Genomic DNA, 16296 nt, shown 5'->3' on the forward strand with positions numbered 1-16296 from the left:
ATAACGTGATTCAACCAATTGGCATCATTGATTCTGGGGTTGGGGGGCTTACGGTTGCCAGGGAAGTGATGCGTCAGTTACCGAAAGAGACCATCTACTATCTTGGTGACACAGCCCGCTGTCCCTACGGACCCAGAACAGCTCAAGAAGTGAAAACATTCACATGGGAAATGACCCAATATCTAATGCAATATGATATGAAAATGCTGATCATCGCATGTAATACCGCAACTGCCGTTGTGCTGGATGAAATTCAGACCCATTTGGACATCCCGGTCATAGGCGTCATTCACCCTGGGGCCAGAGCGGCAATCAAGCATACTCATAATAAGAGAATCGGTGTCCTTGGAACAGTGGGGACGATTAATAGCGGTGCCTATGTAGAAGCGCTCCACTCCCTGCACGGCAGCTTGGATGTCACATCACTCGCCTGTCCGAAGTTTGTCCCTTTAGTTGAAAGTGGAGAATACTATAGCTCCATGGCGGATGAAATAGTAGAAGAGACTCTACGCCCTATTAAAGATACGGATATTGATACGTTGATCCTGGGGTGCACCCACTACCCGCTATTACAGCCTAAGATCAAAGCCTACATGGGTCCTGGGATCAGTGTGATAAGCTCTGGGGATGAAACGGCACGGGAAGTGAGTACGATTCTTGATTACTACAATCTCCTATACAGGGGAGTACAAAAGCCGGAACACCGCTTTTTCAACACAGGGTCTTCGGCCATCTTTTCACGCATTGCCTTTGATTGGCTGACAGTTGGAGAAGTGAAAGCAGAAACCATTCGATTACAGGATTAGGATCTTGTGATCGGATGGTTCTTTTATTTTCAAAAAGTTTCGGTCTATTTTATAGAGAAGGCTCGTATATATGTTAGTACAAACTGTCTTTTAGGAGGTTTCCCAATGGCAAAAAAAGCAAAGGTGTCAATTGCTGTAACGGTTTTAGCTTCTTCTGTATATCTTTCAGGTTGTGGATTACTTAGTTTCGGTGATGATAAAGAGAAAATCGATCCTCCTCAAGACCTATCCTACTTAAAGGAAGGGGAGAAAGTGGATACGGCTAAAGGAGAAGACGCAGAAAAAGAGGTGAGCAAGGAAGAAGCTAATGCTGAAACGGTCATGACAGAGCTTTATCTAATCGATAAAAATGGGTATGTTGTCTCACAATCCCTGCCCCTTCCAGGTGAAGAGAGTGTGGCTAAACAAGCTCTTGAGTATCTGGTCGTAAATGGACCGGTTCAAAATGTGCTGCCGAATGGTTTTAGAGCCGTTCTTCCCGCAGATACGCAAGTGACGGTCGATATTAAAGACGGAACGGCCGTTGCCGATTTCTCACCGGAGTTCAATAACTACCAGCCTGAAGATGAGCAGAAAATTCTTCAATCCGTCACGTGGACACTTACTCAATTTGAATCTGTTGAAAAAGTAGAGCTTAGAGTGAACGGATATCCACTGACTGAAATGCCTGTTAACGGAACACCGATTGATGAAAAAGGATTAACAAGAAAAGTCGGTATTAACGTGGATACTTCAGGTGTGGTGGACCCTACCAGTACAAAGCCGTTAACGGTGTATTATGTGTCCCAAACCGATGATAAATCGTATTACGTCCCTGTTACCAAGCGCGTGAGCTCAAATTCAGTGGATGAAGTCACTGCAGTTGTGAATGAATTGATTGATGGACCAGGATATTCCTCATCGCTTGCAAGTGATTTTACAGGTGCCAAACTATTGGATGATCCGAAGCTTGAAGACGGGACCGTTACTTTGAACTTTAACGAAGCGGTCTATGGAAGCCTTGAAGAAAAAATGGTTTCTGAACATATGTTGAATTCTCTCGTTCTATCTTTGACAGAGCAAAAAGGAATTAAAGGAGTCTCCGTTTTAGTGAATGGTGAAGCAACGGCAGTGTCTAAAGACGGCGAAACCATCACGGAACCAGTGACAAGACCAGAAAATGTGAATGCAATTAGTTTTTAAATAACAATTTTTTGATATACTATTATAGAAGCATCGGAAAAGAGGTTGGCATAATGCCGCCTCTTCTATTTTTGATTAGACCTTTTTTACATAACGTACGAAAATACAGGAGGTAATGATATGAGAACAGATGGTAGAGAAAAGAATCAATTGCGGAATATTGAAATCGAGACAGATTATGTGAAACATCCGGAAGGTTCCGTCCTCATCACGGTTGGAGAAACGAAGGTCATTTGTAATGCCAGCATTGAAGAACGAGTGCCTCCATTTATGAGAAACAGTGGAAAAGGGTGGATCACGGCTGAATATTCCATGTTGCCAAGAGCAACGGAAACGAGAAACATTCGTGAATCTTCTAAAGGGAAGGTTTCAGGAAGAACAATGGAAATTCAACGTCTTATTGGAAGGGCGTTAAGATCTGTAGTCGATTTGGATGCATTGGGAGAACGCACGATCTGGATTGATTGCGATGTCATACAAGCAGACGGCGGGACCAGAACGGCTTCGATCACGGGAGCTTTCGTTGCCACGGCAATCGCAGTGGCTAAGCTTCAAGACAGTAAAAAAATCTCTTCTTTTCCACTGAAAAGTTTCCTGGCAGCCACAAGTGTGGGGATTGTTGAAGAGCACGGTGCGGTTCTTGATTTGAATTATATTGAAGATAGCAGCGCATTAGTGGATATGAACATCATCATGACGGGTGAAGGCGAATTTGTTGAGCTGCAGGGAACAGGGGAAGAAGCAACCTTTACAATGGACCAATTGCATCAACTGTTAAAACTTGGACAAGAAGGAATCCACGAACTATTCCAAATCCAACAGCAATCATTAGGTGAAATAGTAAAAAGATTTCAATAAAGGGTGAGATTTCAGATGACAAAACGAGTGATCATAGCCACGAAAAACAGGGGAAAAGCAAAAGAATTTCAACATATGTTTGCTCCATACGGATATGAGGTACAGACATTACTAGACCTTCCTCACATTGAGGATGTTGAAGAAACCGGAGAAACGTTTGAGGAAAATGCCATCTTAAAGGCCGAAACGGTTGCGGAAGAATTAGGTGCACTGGTGATCGCTGATGATTCCGGATTGGCCATCGATGCCTTGGAAGGTCGGCCGGGAGTGTATTCTGCACGCTATGCCGGTGAAGAAAAGAGTGACGAGGCGAACATGGAGAAGGTTTTAAGCGAGCTTGAATCTGTTGAAGAATCTGACCGTACCGCACGTTTTCACTGTGTATTAGCGATTGCTGGGCCAAACAGGGAGACCAGAACCGTTACAGGAACATGCGAAGGCATGATTTTGAAAGAAAAAAGAGGGACGAATGGGTTTGGGTACGATCCGATTTTCTACGTTCCCACTCTACGAAAATCCATGGCTGAACTAACTCAAGACGAGAAGAGTCAAATCAGCCATCGTGGAAATGCATTAATAAAACTTAAGAACATAATCTCAGACTTTATTTAAAGGGTGAGCAGAATGAAACTTTTGGTTGTAAGTGATAGTCACGGATCAAAAGAAGAGCTATTGGAACTGTCAGAGAAATATCAATCTACAGTAGATGCCATGATTCACTGCGGAGATTCTGAATTAAGTGCAGACGACCAGTCATTATCCCCCTACCTTGCTGTGAGGGGGAACTGTGATATGGATGCCAGGTTACCCGAAGACCTTGTTGAAAAGGTAGCGGGCCATTCACTCATGGTGACGCACGGTCATCTGTATGGAATAAAAATGTCACTGATGAAGTTGCGTTATAAAGCTGAAGAAGTTGGCGCGCAATTTGTTTTCTTTGGCCATTCACACACACTCGGTGCAGAATTGAATAATGGCATATTGTTCTTGAATCCTGGAAGCATTCTTTTGCCAAGAGGCAGGAGAGAACGAACCTACGCATTGGTAGAAGCAAACGATCAGGAAATAAAGGTTAGATTCTTAACGCATGCTCATGTGGTTCTTGATGAATTGACTCAATCCTTTCAATTGTAAAATCATAGTGAGAACCTGCCGCGGCGGGTTCTCTTCCAATAGTACAGATAGAAAAAACGGTCCCGGAAAAATAAATAAAACTTTTTTTGAAAATCTGTTGACTTATTGATGCTATGTGAATATAATAAATATTGTCCTTGAAAAACAAATCACGTCCCAGTAGCTCAGCAGGATAGAGCAACGGCCTTCAAGAATAGGAGCCTCTATTAGGGAAACAGAAACCTATAGAGTGGACGACACTATATCGGTGAAGCCTTAACAGGTAATGCTGATGGTAATACCGAGGAAACTTACGATCTCCAGTGAGGTGATTAACATTGAATCATCACACCAAAGATAAAGGGGATTTAGGAATATTAAAGGCTCAAGTTGATTTATACCAAAAAGGTTATATGATACTTAATCCCTCAACTGAACATTCACCATTCGATATAGTTATCTATAAAGATGGAGTATTCAAAAGGGTGCAAGTAAAGTATAGGGAACTTAATAGTAAAGGTACACTCGAAATTAGATTTCGCTCTAATTATTCTACTTCTAAAGGTGTTCAATCTAAAGAGGTGAATAAAGAAGAAATTGATGTTTACTGTGTATATTGCCCGCAAACGGATGAATGCTATTATTTTGACCCGAAACTCTTTTTGAAGTCATTGACTCTGAGGGTAAATGTTCCGAAGAATAATCAAAAAGAACATATTCGCTATGCTTTTGATTATCGTGAGGTTCCGTAGAGACTACACGTGTCGCACCTGAAATTGGTGAAGATATAGTCCAGACCACAAACAGCGACTCCATGCTGGTGCCGAAAGTCATAGTGGTAAGCTAAGCCGTCGGTCGGGAGTTCGAATCTCTCCTGGGACGCCATACTCATTACATACATACCTTTATATTAGGGTATTGACTAACAAGGGGTACTGACACAGTTTACTGTGAGAGTATCCCTTTTTTATCTGATCTAAGATAGTAGTCTATGAGTGATTACATTTTATTAATTATGTCCCAGTAGCTCAGCAGGATAGAGCAACAGTTTCCTAAACTGTAGGTCGGGAGTTCGAATCTCTCCTGGGACGCCATAAATCCTACATACACAAAGCTTACCTGAAAAGGGTAGGCTTTTTTTGTTATCCAAAAGATATCGTGCTAAACTAAAGGCAACTAAAAAGTTAGGCAGGTACGTTTTATGACTAAGGGAAATCATGAAGGAAAAGGGAAAATCGTACAGTTTCCAGGATTGAAGGATCGACTGCTGGAAAAGGGTGTGCAGGCACTTGAGAAAGGAGAGGTTCATGAATCCTCTCAGTTGCTCACGCAAGCCTATGAATTAGAACCTGATAATCCCGATATTAATACTGCACTGGTGCTTTCTCTTTATGAAAGCAAGCAGTACGACAAAGCCAGATACATATGTAAAGAGATGCTCCTTGAAGGGATCGGGGACTACTTCGAAGTAGTTGATATGTATTTGATGATTCTTATCCAGCTTCATCAGCACAGGGAAGTGGTCGACACGATCAACGCCCTGTTTGATGAAAAAGAAGTGCCCTTTGAAAAGGAAGAACATTTCAGGAAACTACTCCAATTCAGTGAAAAAGTAGTGAACGGAAAAGCGCAAATTCCTGAAGAAGAAGCATCAGAAGAGGATCAATCGTCTATTTTATCCGGTAAGAGCCTGGAGGAACAGACGCTGATAGTAGCGCAGCTGGTTCATCGAAACATTCAACCGTTCGTTAAGGAGTTGCAATCAGTTTTAAAGGATTCAAGCGCCCACCCATTTCTGCAAACGATGATCTTAAATGTTTTAAGGGAGCATGGAATGGATAAAGAAGTAGAGGTAGCGAAGTTCGGGTTGGAGGAGAAGGTGTCTCCTTCCGCTTTGGAAGATGTGTTCGATTCTGATTTCTTTAAGATGGTCACAGACTCTTTGGACGATCTTCTGGCACAAAAGAATCCCACTCTATTTCAGCACGCTCAAGAACTACTGAAAAGGCATGCCTTTCTTCTCTATCCTTTTACAATTGAGGAGGAACCGAAAGCAATCGCTTCGGTGTATGCTTACTACACGGCAGGGATGTTTGCCGATGCAATCCTTGAAGAAGAGCTAAAAGACCAGGTTGAAAACAAACAATGTCAGTGGATTCTAGCAAGACTTACGGAACTAGAGGAAATTTCCTCTCCTAATATTTAAATGCTCTCTGTTGAAAGACAGTGGCTGTATGTTATAATGTAATGGTTGTAATGTAAAAGTTTTTCATATATTTACGATGATAGTGCTAGATTCATACGGGACTATCTACTACTATGCGTAAAAATACAAGATCAATTATAGATTGTTGGAGGGAACAGTATGTCTGCAAAATGGGAAAAGCAAGAAGGAAACCAAGGAGTACTTACAATTGAAGTTGAAGCTGCAAAAGTAAACGAAGGTTTGGACGCAGCATTCAAAAAAGTTGTAAAACAAGTTAACGTACCAGGATTCCGTAAAGGGAAAATGCCTCGCGGAATGTTTGAAAAGCGTTTCGGTGTGGAATCACTTTACCAAGATGCATTAGATTTCATCTTACCTGAAGCGTATGCGAAAGCAATCGAAGAAACTGGAATCGATCCAATCGATCGTCCGGAAATCGATGTTGAGCAAATGGAAAAAGGAAAAGATTTAATCTTCACTGCTAAAGTACAAGTGAAACCAGAAGTGAAACTTGGTGAATACAAAGGTCTTGAAGTAGAAAAAATGGAAACAGAAGTAACAGCTGAAGATGTAGAAGCTGAACTTACTTCACTTCAAGAAAAACAAGCAGAGCTAGCTGTCAAAGAAGAAGGCAAAGCTGAAGAAGGCGACACTGTAACAATGGATTTCGAAGGATTCGTTGACGGTGAAGCATTCGAAGGCGGCCAAGCTGAGAACTATTCTCTTGAATTAGGTTCAGGTCAATTCATCCCAGGTTTCGAAGAGCAATTAATCGGGGTTGCATCTGGAGAAGAAAAAGAAGTAGAAGTTAACTTCCCTGAAGAATACCATGCAGCTGAACTTGCTGGTAAGCCTGCTACATTCAAAGTGAAAGTTCACGAAATCAAAGCGAAAGAACTTCCGGCATTAGATGACGAGTTCGCTAAAGACGCTGACGAAGAAGTTGAAACACTTGCTGAACTTAAAGAAAAAATCGAAAAACGTCTTCAAGAGTCTAAAAAGAACGAAGCTGAAACAGCCGTTCGTGAAACTCTTGTAAATAAAGCTTCTGACAACGCTGAAGTTGAAATTCCAGAAGTAATGGTAAAGGCTGAAGTGGACCGCATGATGCAGGAGTTCGAACAACGCCTACAAATGCAAGGTATGAACCTTGATCTTTACTTCCAATTCTCTGGTCAATCAGAAGAAGATCTTCGCGGTCAAATGACAGAAGATGCTGGTAAACGCGTTCGCACAAACCTAACACTTGAAGCAATCGCTGCAGCTGAGAACCTTGAAGTAACTGACGAAGAAGCAGAAGAAGAAGTTAACAAAATGGCTGAACAATACAACATGTCTGCTGACAACATCAAACAAGCACTAGGCGGCCTTGACACACTTAAAGCTGACCTTAAAGTACGTAAAGCAGTAGAATTCCTTGTTGAAAACAGCAAAACTGTAGCATAATAAAAATAGCAAACAAGGCGCGATTTCTTCGTGCCTTGTTTTGTACAATGAAGCGGATATCCCCGTGATTTGGCTCATTCGTGAGAAACGGATGTTTCTCACGCTTTTCAGCAAAGCAGAAAAGTAGCCATAATCATCAAAAGCGAAAGAGCAAACGAGTTTGCTCCATCGCTTTTGATGATTATGGCGTAAATGAGCCAAATCACTAAGCTTCACTTAATAAGTTTTAATTGTTTTATCAAACAAGAATAAGAACCACTATTTTTGGAAAAAGCTTATTAAACGGAGTTGCACTATTTTTCACCAGGAACATACATAATTAGATTTCTTACATTACCTGACTTCAATTGGACAAGATACTAACTAGCAATGTAAAATATTTGCTAAAATGCGTGTTACATAATAAGATGATTCTTAAGAATCGTATCAATTTCTTTACGAACATATAATATGATAAAATGCAGTACATAACTTTAGGTAATGGGATGTAAGAAATCGTTCGTTTATTGGAAACAGAGCACGATTTTATGAAGTTTTAACTAAGGGGTGAAAATCATTGTTTAAATTTAATGATGAAAAAGGACAACTAAAATGTTCTTTTTGCGGAAAAACACAAGACCAAGTTCGTAAACTAGTCGCTGGACCAGGTGTGTACATTTGTGATGAATGTATCGAACTTTGCACAGAGATCGTAGAAGAAGAGCTTGGTACGGAAGAAGAAGTGGAATTTAAAGACGTTCCCAAACCTCGTGAAATTCGGGAAATCCTGGACGAATACGTAATTGGTCAGGACCAGGCAAAGAAATCTCTGGCTGTAGCCGTATACAATCACTACAAGCGTATCAACTCAAGCAGTAAAGTCGATGATGTTGAACTGTCCAAGAGTAATATTGCGATGATTGGGCCGACAGGTAGCGGTAAAACCTTACTGGCTCAAACACTTGCCCGCATTCTTAACGTTCCTTTCGCCATTGCTGACGCCACTTCACTGACTGAAGCTGGTTACGTAGGGGAAGACGTAGAGAATATTCTATTGAAATTAATTCAGGCAGCTGATTACGATGTAGAAAAAGCTGAAAAAGGAATCATCTACATCGATGAAATCGATAAAGTAGCACGAAAATCTGAAAATCCATCAATCACTAGAGACGTTTCAGGTGAAGGTGTTCAGCAGGCACTTCTGAAAATTCTTGAAGGTACGGTAGCAAGCGTTCCTCCACAAGGCGGTCGTAAGCACCCTCATCAGGAATTCATCCAAATCGATACGTCCAATGTACTATTCATTTGTGGTGGGGCATTTGATGGAATCGAACAGATCATTAAACGCCGTTTAGGTCAAAAGGTGATTGGCTTCGGATCTGATCCTAAAAACGCTGAAGTAAAAGAAGACAAATCCCTTCTTTCTAAAGTGGTTCCTGAAGATCTATTGAAGTTTGGATTAATTCCAGAATTCATCGGTCGTTTGCCTGTGATTTCAAGCCTTGAGCCTCTTGATGAAGAAGCGCTTGTTGAAATCCTGACAAAGCCAAAAAATGCGTTAGTAAAACAATATCAAAAAATGCTTGAATTAGATGATGTGGAGCTTGAGTTCACTGAAGATGCTCTGCTTGAAATCTCTAAAAAAGCAATTGAGCGTAAAACGGGTGCCCGCGGACTGCGTTCTATCATCGAAACCATGATGCTGGATGTGATGTTCGATCTTCCTTCCCGTGATGATATTAAAAAATGTATCATTACAAAAGAAACCATTCTTGAAGATGCGGCTCCACATCTAATGCTCGAAGATGGAACCATGATCGACCCGAACGAAGAAAAAACATCAGCATAACAGCTTAAAGTAAAGCCAAGAATGAGTTATCATTCTTGGCTTTTTTGATTCGTGAACAGATGTACAGGAGACCCTCTGTCATTGCATTGAAATTTAATATAGAAGCTATCATAATGTGGGTGTTTGCTGCTCCTTTGTAGATAATATTGGAATAACCCCTCAACCTATCTACAAATAAGAGTTTTTTGTTTATCTCTGTCATTAGGCAGTCGGAATACAAGCACAGAGTGGATTGTAGCGGAAGGCACTTGACTCCTGCGGGAAATAGAGGAAAGGTCGAGACCCCGCAGGGCAAAGCCCGAGGAGGCTCGACTTCTTCCCCGCGGAAAGGAACGGACTTTGTTTTAATACTATCTCTTATTTACCATCAGTAGTCGTTCCATATTTATTAATTTTACTCATTTTAGAACCAGAATTTTTTTGTTTATTCCCACAGGGTCAAGGAGATACTAACCGATAACAACTTGTATCTACTTGGAGGGAGACGAATGAGCTTTACTAGCATCGCTTTGTTTATCCAATTATTCTTCGGAATCATCATTGGATTGTATTTCTGGAACCTATTGAAAAATCAGCGAACGCAAAAAGTTTCCATTGATCGAGAGTCAAAAAAAGAGATGGAAGAGCTACGGAAGATGAGATCCATTTCTTTAACTGAACCTCTTGCAGAAAAAGTAAGACCATCAAGCTTTGAAGATATTGTTGGTCAGGAAGATGGAATTAAAGCTTTGAAAGCAGCATTATGCAGCCCGAACCCTCAGCATGTGATCATCTATGGTCCTCCTGGAGTCGGGAAAACCGCAGCTGCCAGGCTGGTCCTGGAAGAAGCCAAGAAGAATATAAAATCCCCTTTTAAACCTGCCGCTGTTTTTGTTGAACTGGATGCCACAACCGCACGTTTTGATGAACGGGGAATTGCCGATCCATTGATTGGGTCTGTCCATGATCCCATCTATCAAGGAGCGGGAGCCATGGGACAAGCCGGGATTCCCCAGCCGAAGCAAGGGGCGGTAACGAATGCCCATGGAGGGGTATTGTTCATTGATGAAATAGGAGAATTGCATCCTATCCAGATGAATAAGTTATTAAAAGTACTTGAAGATCGCAGAGTGTTTCTTGAGAGTGCTTACTATAATGAAGAAAATCATCAAATCCCTACCCACATACATGATATTTTCAAAAACGGCCTTCCGGCAGATTTTCGTTTAATCGGTGCGACCACACGTACCCCAAGTGAAATTCCGCCGGCCATTCGCTCGAGGTGCATGGAAGTTTTCTTTAGAGAGCTTGAGCATGAAGAAGTGAAAAAAGTAGCTGCCAGAGCTGTTGAAAAAGTAGAGATGACGATTAGTGACAAGGGTCTTGAAACGCTTGCCTCCTATGCCCGTAATGGACGTGAAGCGGTTAATATGGTACAGATTGCGGCTGGAGTGGCCATTACAGAAAACAGAAAAGAAATTTTTGATCATGAGTTGGAGTGGATCATCCAATCCAGTCAGCTTTCTCCCCGCTACCAGAAAAAAATCAATGAACAAGCAACAATCGGTCTAGTAAATGGGTTAGCCGTAACAGGTCCTAATACGGGTTCATTACTCGAGATTGAAGTAACGGTTATCCCTGCAACGGATAAAGGATTGATCAATGTGACGGGAATTGTGGAAGAAGAAAGCATTGGGGATCGCAGTAAATCAGTCCGAAGAAAAAGCATGGCGAAAGGCTCCATCGAAAATGTGATTACGGTGCTTCGTTCCATGGGGGTGCCAGCAGATCAATATGATATTCATGTGAACTTTCCTGGTGGCGTCCCAGTAGACGGACCTTCTGCCGGAATCGCTATGGCACTTGGCATCTACTCTGCCATTTACCGTATCCCTGTGAAACATACCATAGCTGTTACCGGTGAGATCAGCATCCACGGTCTCGTGAAACCAGTCGGGGGCGTGACTGCGAAAGTTAAGGGAGCGAAATTGGCTGGTGCCACCATAGCGATCATCCCTTATGATAACCAGCAAGCCATGTTAAGTGAAATCGAGGGAATTGAAGTGATCCCGGTGAAACAGCTTAAAGAAGTATTGGATCTTGCCCTTATGAAGGAAACTCCATTGCAAACTGATCTTATAACAGAACAAAATAAGAAAAGTGTATAGACTGTTGACCGATTCGGGTCTATCCGAATCGGTTTGTTTTTGAATGTAAGAGAAAATGGTATATGCGATAAAAGGTTTGAATAAAGTTGTAAATACCTATTTAATAGACACTACCTAGTAAATAAGTTAGAATTGTACAAAGACTTAGAGCAAAATTCGGAGGTGTTATATGTGGCAAATCAAAATAATTTAACGGTTCCCCTCCTTCCATTAAGAGGCTTACTTGTGTATCCGACAATGGTCTTACATTTAGATGTTGGACGTGAGCGCTCCGTACAAGCTTTAGAAAAAGCAATGATGGATGATCATTTAATTTTCTTAACCACTCAAAGAGATATGAATATAGATGAGCCAACACAAGAAGATTTTTACGAAATGGGAACTCTTACGAAGGTAAAGCAGATGCTTAAATTACCGAATGGAACGATCAGGGTTCTGGTTGAAGGTTTAAACCGGGCGTCTATTGAAACATTTACTGAGCAAAAAGACTTTTATGAAGTGGAAATTAAGGAATTCAAAGATTCCGATGTGAAAGAATCAGAAACAGACGCTTTGATGAGGACGTTATTGAATTATTTCGAACAATACATAAAGCTATCCAAAAAAGTTTCAGCCGAAACGTATTCCACTGTTTCAGATATTGAAGAGCCGGGAAGACTTGCGGATATCGTCGCTTCCCATCTTCCGTTGAAAATGAAAGAAAAGCAAAACGTCCTTGAAACACTGGATATTAAGAAGCGGCTTCAAATGGTGATCGAGACCATTAACAATGAAAAAGAAGTGCTCAGCCTTGAGAAGAAAATCGGGCAGCGTGTGAAGCGTTCCATGGAAAGAACCCAAAAAGAGTATTATTTACGGGAACAAATGAAAGCCATTCAAAAAGAATTAGGCGATAAAGAAGGAAAAACCGGTGAAATTGAAGATCTGACGTCCAAGATTGAACAAGCTGATATGCCGGAGGACGTAGAAAGAACCGTATTGAAAGAGTTGGCACGCTATGAGAAAGTGCCATCAAGCTCTGCTGAAAGCTCTGTTATCCGTAATTACATTGAATGGCTTGTATCCCTGCCCTGGTCGACTGAAACAGAAGATCAATTGGATATCAAGCGTTCTGAACAGATCTTAAACCGGGATCACTATGGGCTTGAAAAGGTAAAAGAGAGAGTGCTTGAATATCTGGCTGTTCAGCAGTTAACACGATCTCTTAAAGGTCCTATCCTTTGTCTTGCCGGACCTCCGGGTGTCGGTAAAACGAGCTTAGCCCGCTCGGTGGCTGAATCACTGGGTCGAAACTTTGTCCGGATTTCCCTTGGAGGCGTCAGGGATGAGTCGGAGATCAGAGGTCACAGGCGTACGTATGTGGGTGCGATGCCAGGGAGAATCATTCGGGGCATGAAAAAAGCAGGAACCATCAACCCTGTCTTCCTCCTTGATGAAATCGACAAAATGTCAAGTGACTTCAGAGGTGATCCTTCTTCTGCAATGCTTGAAGTACTTGATCCAGAGCAGAACTCTAACTTCAGCGATCACTATATTGAAGAAACATATGATTTATCCAAAGTCATGTTCCTCGCAACGGCGAATGATTTATCGACCATTCCAGGCCCACTCCGAGACAGAATGGAAATCATTACGATTGCAGGTTACACAGAGCTTGAAAAATTAAATATCGCGAAGCATCATTTATTAGAGAAGCAAATCAAAGATCATGGCTTAAACAAATCGAAGCTTCAAGTCAGGGATGAAGCGATTGTTGATATTGTTCGCTATTACACAAGAGAAGCCGGGGTGAGAAGTTTAGAACGCCACCTTGCAGCCCTTTGTAGAAAAACGGCGAAGATCATTGTATCCGGTGAGAAGAAGCGAGTCGTGATCACGTCCAGTAATATTGAAGAGTTCCTGGGGAAGAAAAAGTTCCGTTATGGTCAAGCGGAAATAGAAAACCAAATCGGGGTTTCAACAGGACTCGCTTACACGACCGTTGGCGGGGATACTTTGCAGATCGAGGTATCTTTAGCCCCTGGTAAAGGGAAGCTTGTGCTGACAGGTAAATTGGGAGATGTCATGAAGGAATCCGCTCAGACGGCATTTAGTTATGTTCGTTCGAAAGCGAAAGACCTTGGGATCGACGAGTCTTTCCACGAGAAACATGATATTCATATCCACGTTCCTGAAGGAGCAGTCCCAAAAGACGGTCCTTCAGCAGGAATTACAATAACGACGGCACTCGTATCAGCACTGACAGGTAAATACGTCAATCGTGAAGTAGGAATGACAGGTGAAATGACTCTGAGAGGAAGAGTACTTCCAATCGGAGGAGTGAAAGAAAAAACATTAAGCGCTCATCGTGCTGGAATTAAAACGATTATCCTTCCCAAAGATAATGAAAAGGATATTGACGACATTCCTGAAAGTGTAAGGGAAGAATTAACGTTCATCCTTGTATCCCATATCGATGAAGTCTTAGAGAAAGCATTAGTAGGTGAAAAGAAGTGAAAGTAAATCAAGTTGAGCTAGTCATCAGTGCAGTCAGGCCTGAACAATATCCTGGCGATATCCTTCCTGAGTTTGCCTTAGCGGGACGCTCCAACGTAGGGAAATCCTCATTCATTAATAAAATGATCGGGCGTAAGAGCATGGCAAGGATTTCATCCAAGCCGGGTAAAACCCAGACGCTGAATTTCTATAAAATAGAAGAAACCCTCTATTATGTGGACGTTCCCGGATATGGTTTTGCCAAAGTATCCAAAACAGAACGGGAAGCATGGGGGAAGATGATTGAAACCTACATCACTTCTCGTGAGCAGCTAAGGGCGGTTGTCCTGATCGTGGACCTGCGCCATGCGCCAACCAATGATGATGTGATGATGTACGATTTCCTCAAGCATCATGAGCTTCCATGCATCGTCATCGCCACCAAAGCTGACAAGATACCAAAGGGTAAATGGCAGAAGCACCTGAAAGTAACAAGAGAAACACTGAATATGGACAGTGAAGACGATCTCATCATGTTCTCTTCCGAAACCGGCCTTGGAAAAGACAAAGCCTGGGACGCAATCAAGTCGTATTATAAATAAGCCTTAAAAAGAACTGATCTCCACTTGAGTGGAGATTGGTTCTTTTTTTATGACTTTTGTGAATATTTGTCAATTATACAGAAGAAAGTTGATTTCCGCTACAGGATGCTCTCTTTTCCCGGAGTAGTCTAGTATCCTTCCTCACCAAACAACTTTTTATGGTGTTTCTTGGTTAATTTTACTTATCAAACCAACTTCTATATAGGTGATTAGAGGATGGTTTCCTTTTGAGGAATAAAATATTGTTTTCCTAGTTAGATTTTACTTTGACACTTTTAGCTCTGTCACGATAAATCTCTTAATGATGGTGAGGGGAACTGCGTAGACTCCTGCGGAAGTACGGGCGTGCCGAGACCCCGGAAGCGAAGCTGAGGAGGCTCGGCCGAACGTCCGCGGAAAGCGGAGCGGTTCCCCTCACCATCCAGCACTCGCTTATTGACAGAGCTTTTGCAGATCTTATGTTATAACTAACTACTTGAGTAACAGTTTTGTTATTACTAAATAATTACAACACCAATCTAGCTTAAAAGTAGTATAAAAGAGGGTCTACCGAAGTCCGTATAAGGTTGATAGACCTATATCACCAAAGCATATGAAAGGAAATGAAAGGATACTACCGTATATGTATCTCTAATCAAGCTGAATCCGGTTCATCCACTAAAATGGGTAATTATAACCAAAATAAGCTAAATTTGAATTTTGAGAATTTTCTCTTTTGTTGATAAAATTATGAAAGATTAAAAATATTACAAGCTACATAAGGGGGACTCTAGCCAGTGAAGAATTGGAAAAGCCTAGTCTTGTTAGTACTTTCTGTGCTTCTTCTATCAGCCTGCGGCGACAAAGCCACAACGGAAAATGGTGCGAAGTTAGTAGAGGAAGGCAAATTCATTTATGCAGCTTCAGGTGAATTCAAGCCATTCAGTGTAACAAATAACGATGGAACCATGTCAGGTTTTGATATTGAAGTGGCAGAAGCCGTTGCGAAAGAAATGGGTCTTGAACCTGAACAGAAGAAATTTAAGTTTGCAGGAATTGTAGAAGGAGTGAAATCGGGTCGTTTTGATGCAGCGGTTGCCAGCCATACGATCACGGATGAACGCTTGAAGGAAGTAGACTTCTCAACTCCTTATTATTATTCCGGCCCGCAGATTTTCGTTCGTCCGGACAGTACTGTAGAAACGCTTGATGACCTGGAAGGAATGGAGATTGCCGTTTCAAAGGGATCTACTTATGCAGAGACTGCCCAGGGAGTAACGGATAATATTCAACAATATGATAGTGACGTAGTCGCATTAGAAGCATTAAATAAGGGCAAGCATGATGCCGTTATCACCGACTTCATTACAGGGAAAGAAGCGATCGCTGCTGATTTGAATATCGAAGCGCGTGAGCTGATCGGCCGCAGTGAACAAGCCATCGCTGTAAGCAAAGAAAATGAAGCGTTACTGGATGAAGTCAATAAAGCTTTAGAAACATTAAGAGAAGACGGAACGCTGAAGAAAATCAGTGAAAAGTATTTCAATACAGATATCACATCAGATCCCGAAGAAGAGTAAAGGCAGCATGACACAGAGCGAATGTGCTTCTATGCGCATTCGCTTTTTGTCCGTTATTTACACGGATTGAATAG

13 protein-coding genes and 1 tRNA gene are annotated in these 16296 nt (G+C 41.8%); all 14 read left to right on the top strand.

The genetic code is table 11. The annotated features are described in order from the left end of the window. Positions 1-5: 5 nt before the first annotated feature. The 14 genes from racE (at position 6) to ACQKFO_RS00320 (ending at position 16222) form a co-directional block, all read left to right on the top strand. Positions 6-806, top strand: coding sequence for a glutamate racemase (gene racE / locus ACQKFO_RS00255; RefSeq protein WP_427596375.1), 801 nt, complete (start codon positions 6-8; stop codon positions 804-806). 105 nt (positions 807-911) lie between these two features. Then, positions 912-1988 carry a GerMN domain-containing protein gene (locus tag ACQKFO_RS00260; RefSeq protein WP_427596376.1) on the top strand — a complete coding sequence of 359 codons (1077 nt, stop codon included), beginning with the start codon at positions 912-914 and terminating at the stop codon, positions 1986-1988. Positions 1989-2108: 120 nt separating this feature from the next. Beyond that, positions 2109-2846: a ribonuclease PH gene (rph, locus tag ACQKFO_RS00265; RefSeq protein WP_148995891.1), complete on the top strand. Its 738-nt coding sequence runs from the start codon at positions 2109-2111 to the stop codon at positions 2844-2846. 15 nt (positions 2847-2861) lie between these two features. Then, a complete protein-coding gene (locus ACQKFO_RS00270; protein ID WP_427596377.1) occupies positions 2862-3458 on the top strand; it encodes an XTP/dITP diphosphatase in 597 nt (198 codons plus the stop codon). 12 nt (positions 3459-3470) lie between these two features. Continuing rightward, positions 3471-3980 carry a metallophosphoesterase gene (locus tag ACQKFO_RS00275; RefSeq protein ID WP_427596378.1) on the top strand — a complete coding sequence of 170 codons (510 nt, stop codon included), beginning with the start codon at positions 3471-3473 and terminating at the stop codon, positions 3978-3980. A 317-nt stretch (positions 3981-4297) separates the two neighbouring features. Beyond that, the gene (locus ACQKFO_RS00280; RefSeq protein ID WP_427596379.1) at positions 4298-4711 is read left to right on the top strand and encodes a group I intron-associated PD-(D/E)XK endonuclease; all 414 of its coding nucleotides are present in this window, start codon (positions 4298-4300) and stop codon (positions 4709-4711) included. A 265-nt stretch (positions 4712-4976) separates the two neighbouring features. Next, positions 4977-5053 (top strand) — tRNA-Arg (locus ACQKFO_RS00285). A gap of 107 nt (positions 5054-5160) precedes the next feature. Further along, the gene (locus ACQKFO_RS00290) at positions 5161-6165 is read left to right on the top strand and encodes a tetratricopeptide repeat protein (RefSeq protein WP_427596380.1); all 1005 of its coding nucleotides are present in this window, start codon (positions 5161-5163) and stop codon (positions 6163-6165) included. 159 nt (positions 6166-6324) lie between these two features. Continuing rightward, positions 6325-7611 (top strand): trigger factor, encoded by a 1287-nt coding sequence (gene tig, locus ACQKFO_RS00295; RefSeq protein ID WP_427596381.1) that lies wholly within the window; start codon positions 6325-6327, stop codon positions 7609-7611. A gap of 556 nt (positions 7612-8167) precedes the next feature. Continuing rightward, on the top strand, positions 8168-9439 hold the full coding sequence (gene clpX, locus ACQKFO_RS00300) for an ATP-dependent protease ATP-binding subunit ClpX (RefSeq protein ID WP_113969530.1): 1272 nt from the start codon (positions 8168-8170) through the stop codon (positions 9437-9439). 488 nt (positions 9440-9927) lie between these two features. Continuing rightward, entirely contained in the window at positions 9928-11586 is a 1659-nt protein-coding gene (gene lonB / locus ACQKFO_RS00305; RefSeq protein WP_427596382.1) for an ATP-dependent protease LonB, read from the top strand. A 171-nt stretch (positions 11587-11757) separates the two neighbouring features. Beyond that, positions 11758-14082, top strand: coding sequence for an endopeptidase La (gene lon, locus ACQKFO_RS00310; protein ID WP_427596383.1), 2325 nt, complete (start codon positions 11758-11760; stop codon positions 14080-14082). Next, on the top strand, positions 14079-14663 hold the full coding sequence (gene yihA / locus ACQKFO_RS00315; RefSeq protein WP_427596384.1) for a ribosome biogenesis GTP-binding protein YihA/YsxC: 585 nt from the start codon (positions 14079-14081) through the stop codon (positions 14661-14663). The genes lon and yihA overlap by 4 nt, the downstream gene beginning before the upstream one ends. Positions 14664-15439: 776 nt before the next feature. Continuing rightward, complete coding sequence (locus ACQKFO_RS00320) at positions 15440-16222, top strand: transporter substrate-binding domain-containing protein (RefSeq protein ID WP_427596385.1); 783 nt, start codon at positions 15440-15442, stop codon at positions 16220-16222. Positions 16223-16296 lie beyond the last annotated feature (74 nt).

Source organism: Rossellomorea sp. NPDC071047, from assembly GCF_050270195.1.
GTDB lineage: Bacteria > Bacillota > Bacilli > Bacillales > Bacillaceae_B > Rossellomorea.

Excerpts from the sequence above, each read along its gene's own strand:
- ACQKFO_RS00260 (WP_427596376.1), top strand. The coding sequence starts at position 912 with ATGGCAAAAAAAGCAAAGGTGTCAATTGCTGTAACGGTTTTAGCTTCT.
- rph (WP_148995891.1), top strand. The coding sequence starts at position 2,109 with ATGAGAACAGATGGTAGAGAAAAGAATCAATTGCGGAATATTGAAATC.
- ACQKFO_RS00270 (WP_427596377.1), top strand. The coding sequence starts at position 2,862 with ATGACAAAACGAGTGATCATAGCCACGAAAAACAGGGGAAAAGCAAAA.
- ACQKFO_RS00275 (WP_427596378.1), top strand. The coding sequence starts at position 3,471 with ATGAAACTTTTGGTTGTAAGTGATAGTCACGGATCAAAAGAAGAGCTA.
- ACQKFO_RS00290 (WP_427596380.1), top strand. The coding sequence starts at position 5,161 with ATGACTAAGGGAAATCATGAAGGAAAAGGGAAAATCGTACAGTTTCCA.
- tig (WP_427596381.1), top strand. The coding sequence starts at position 6,325 with ATGTCTGCAAAATGGGAAAAGCAAGAAGGAAACCAAGGAGTACTTACA.
- lonB (WP_427596382.1), top strand. The coding sequence starts at position 9,928 with ATGAGCTTTACTAGCATCGCTTTGTTTATCCAATTATTCTTCGGAATC.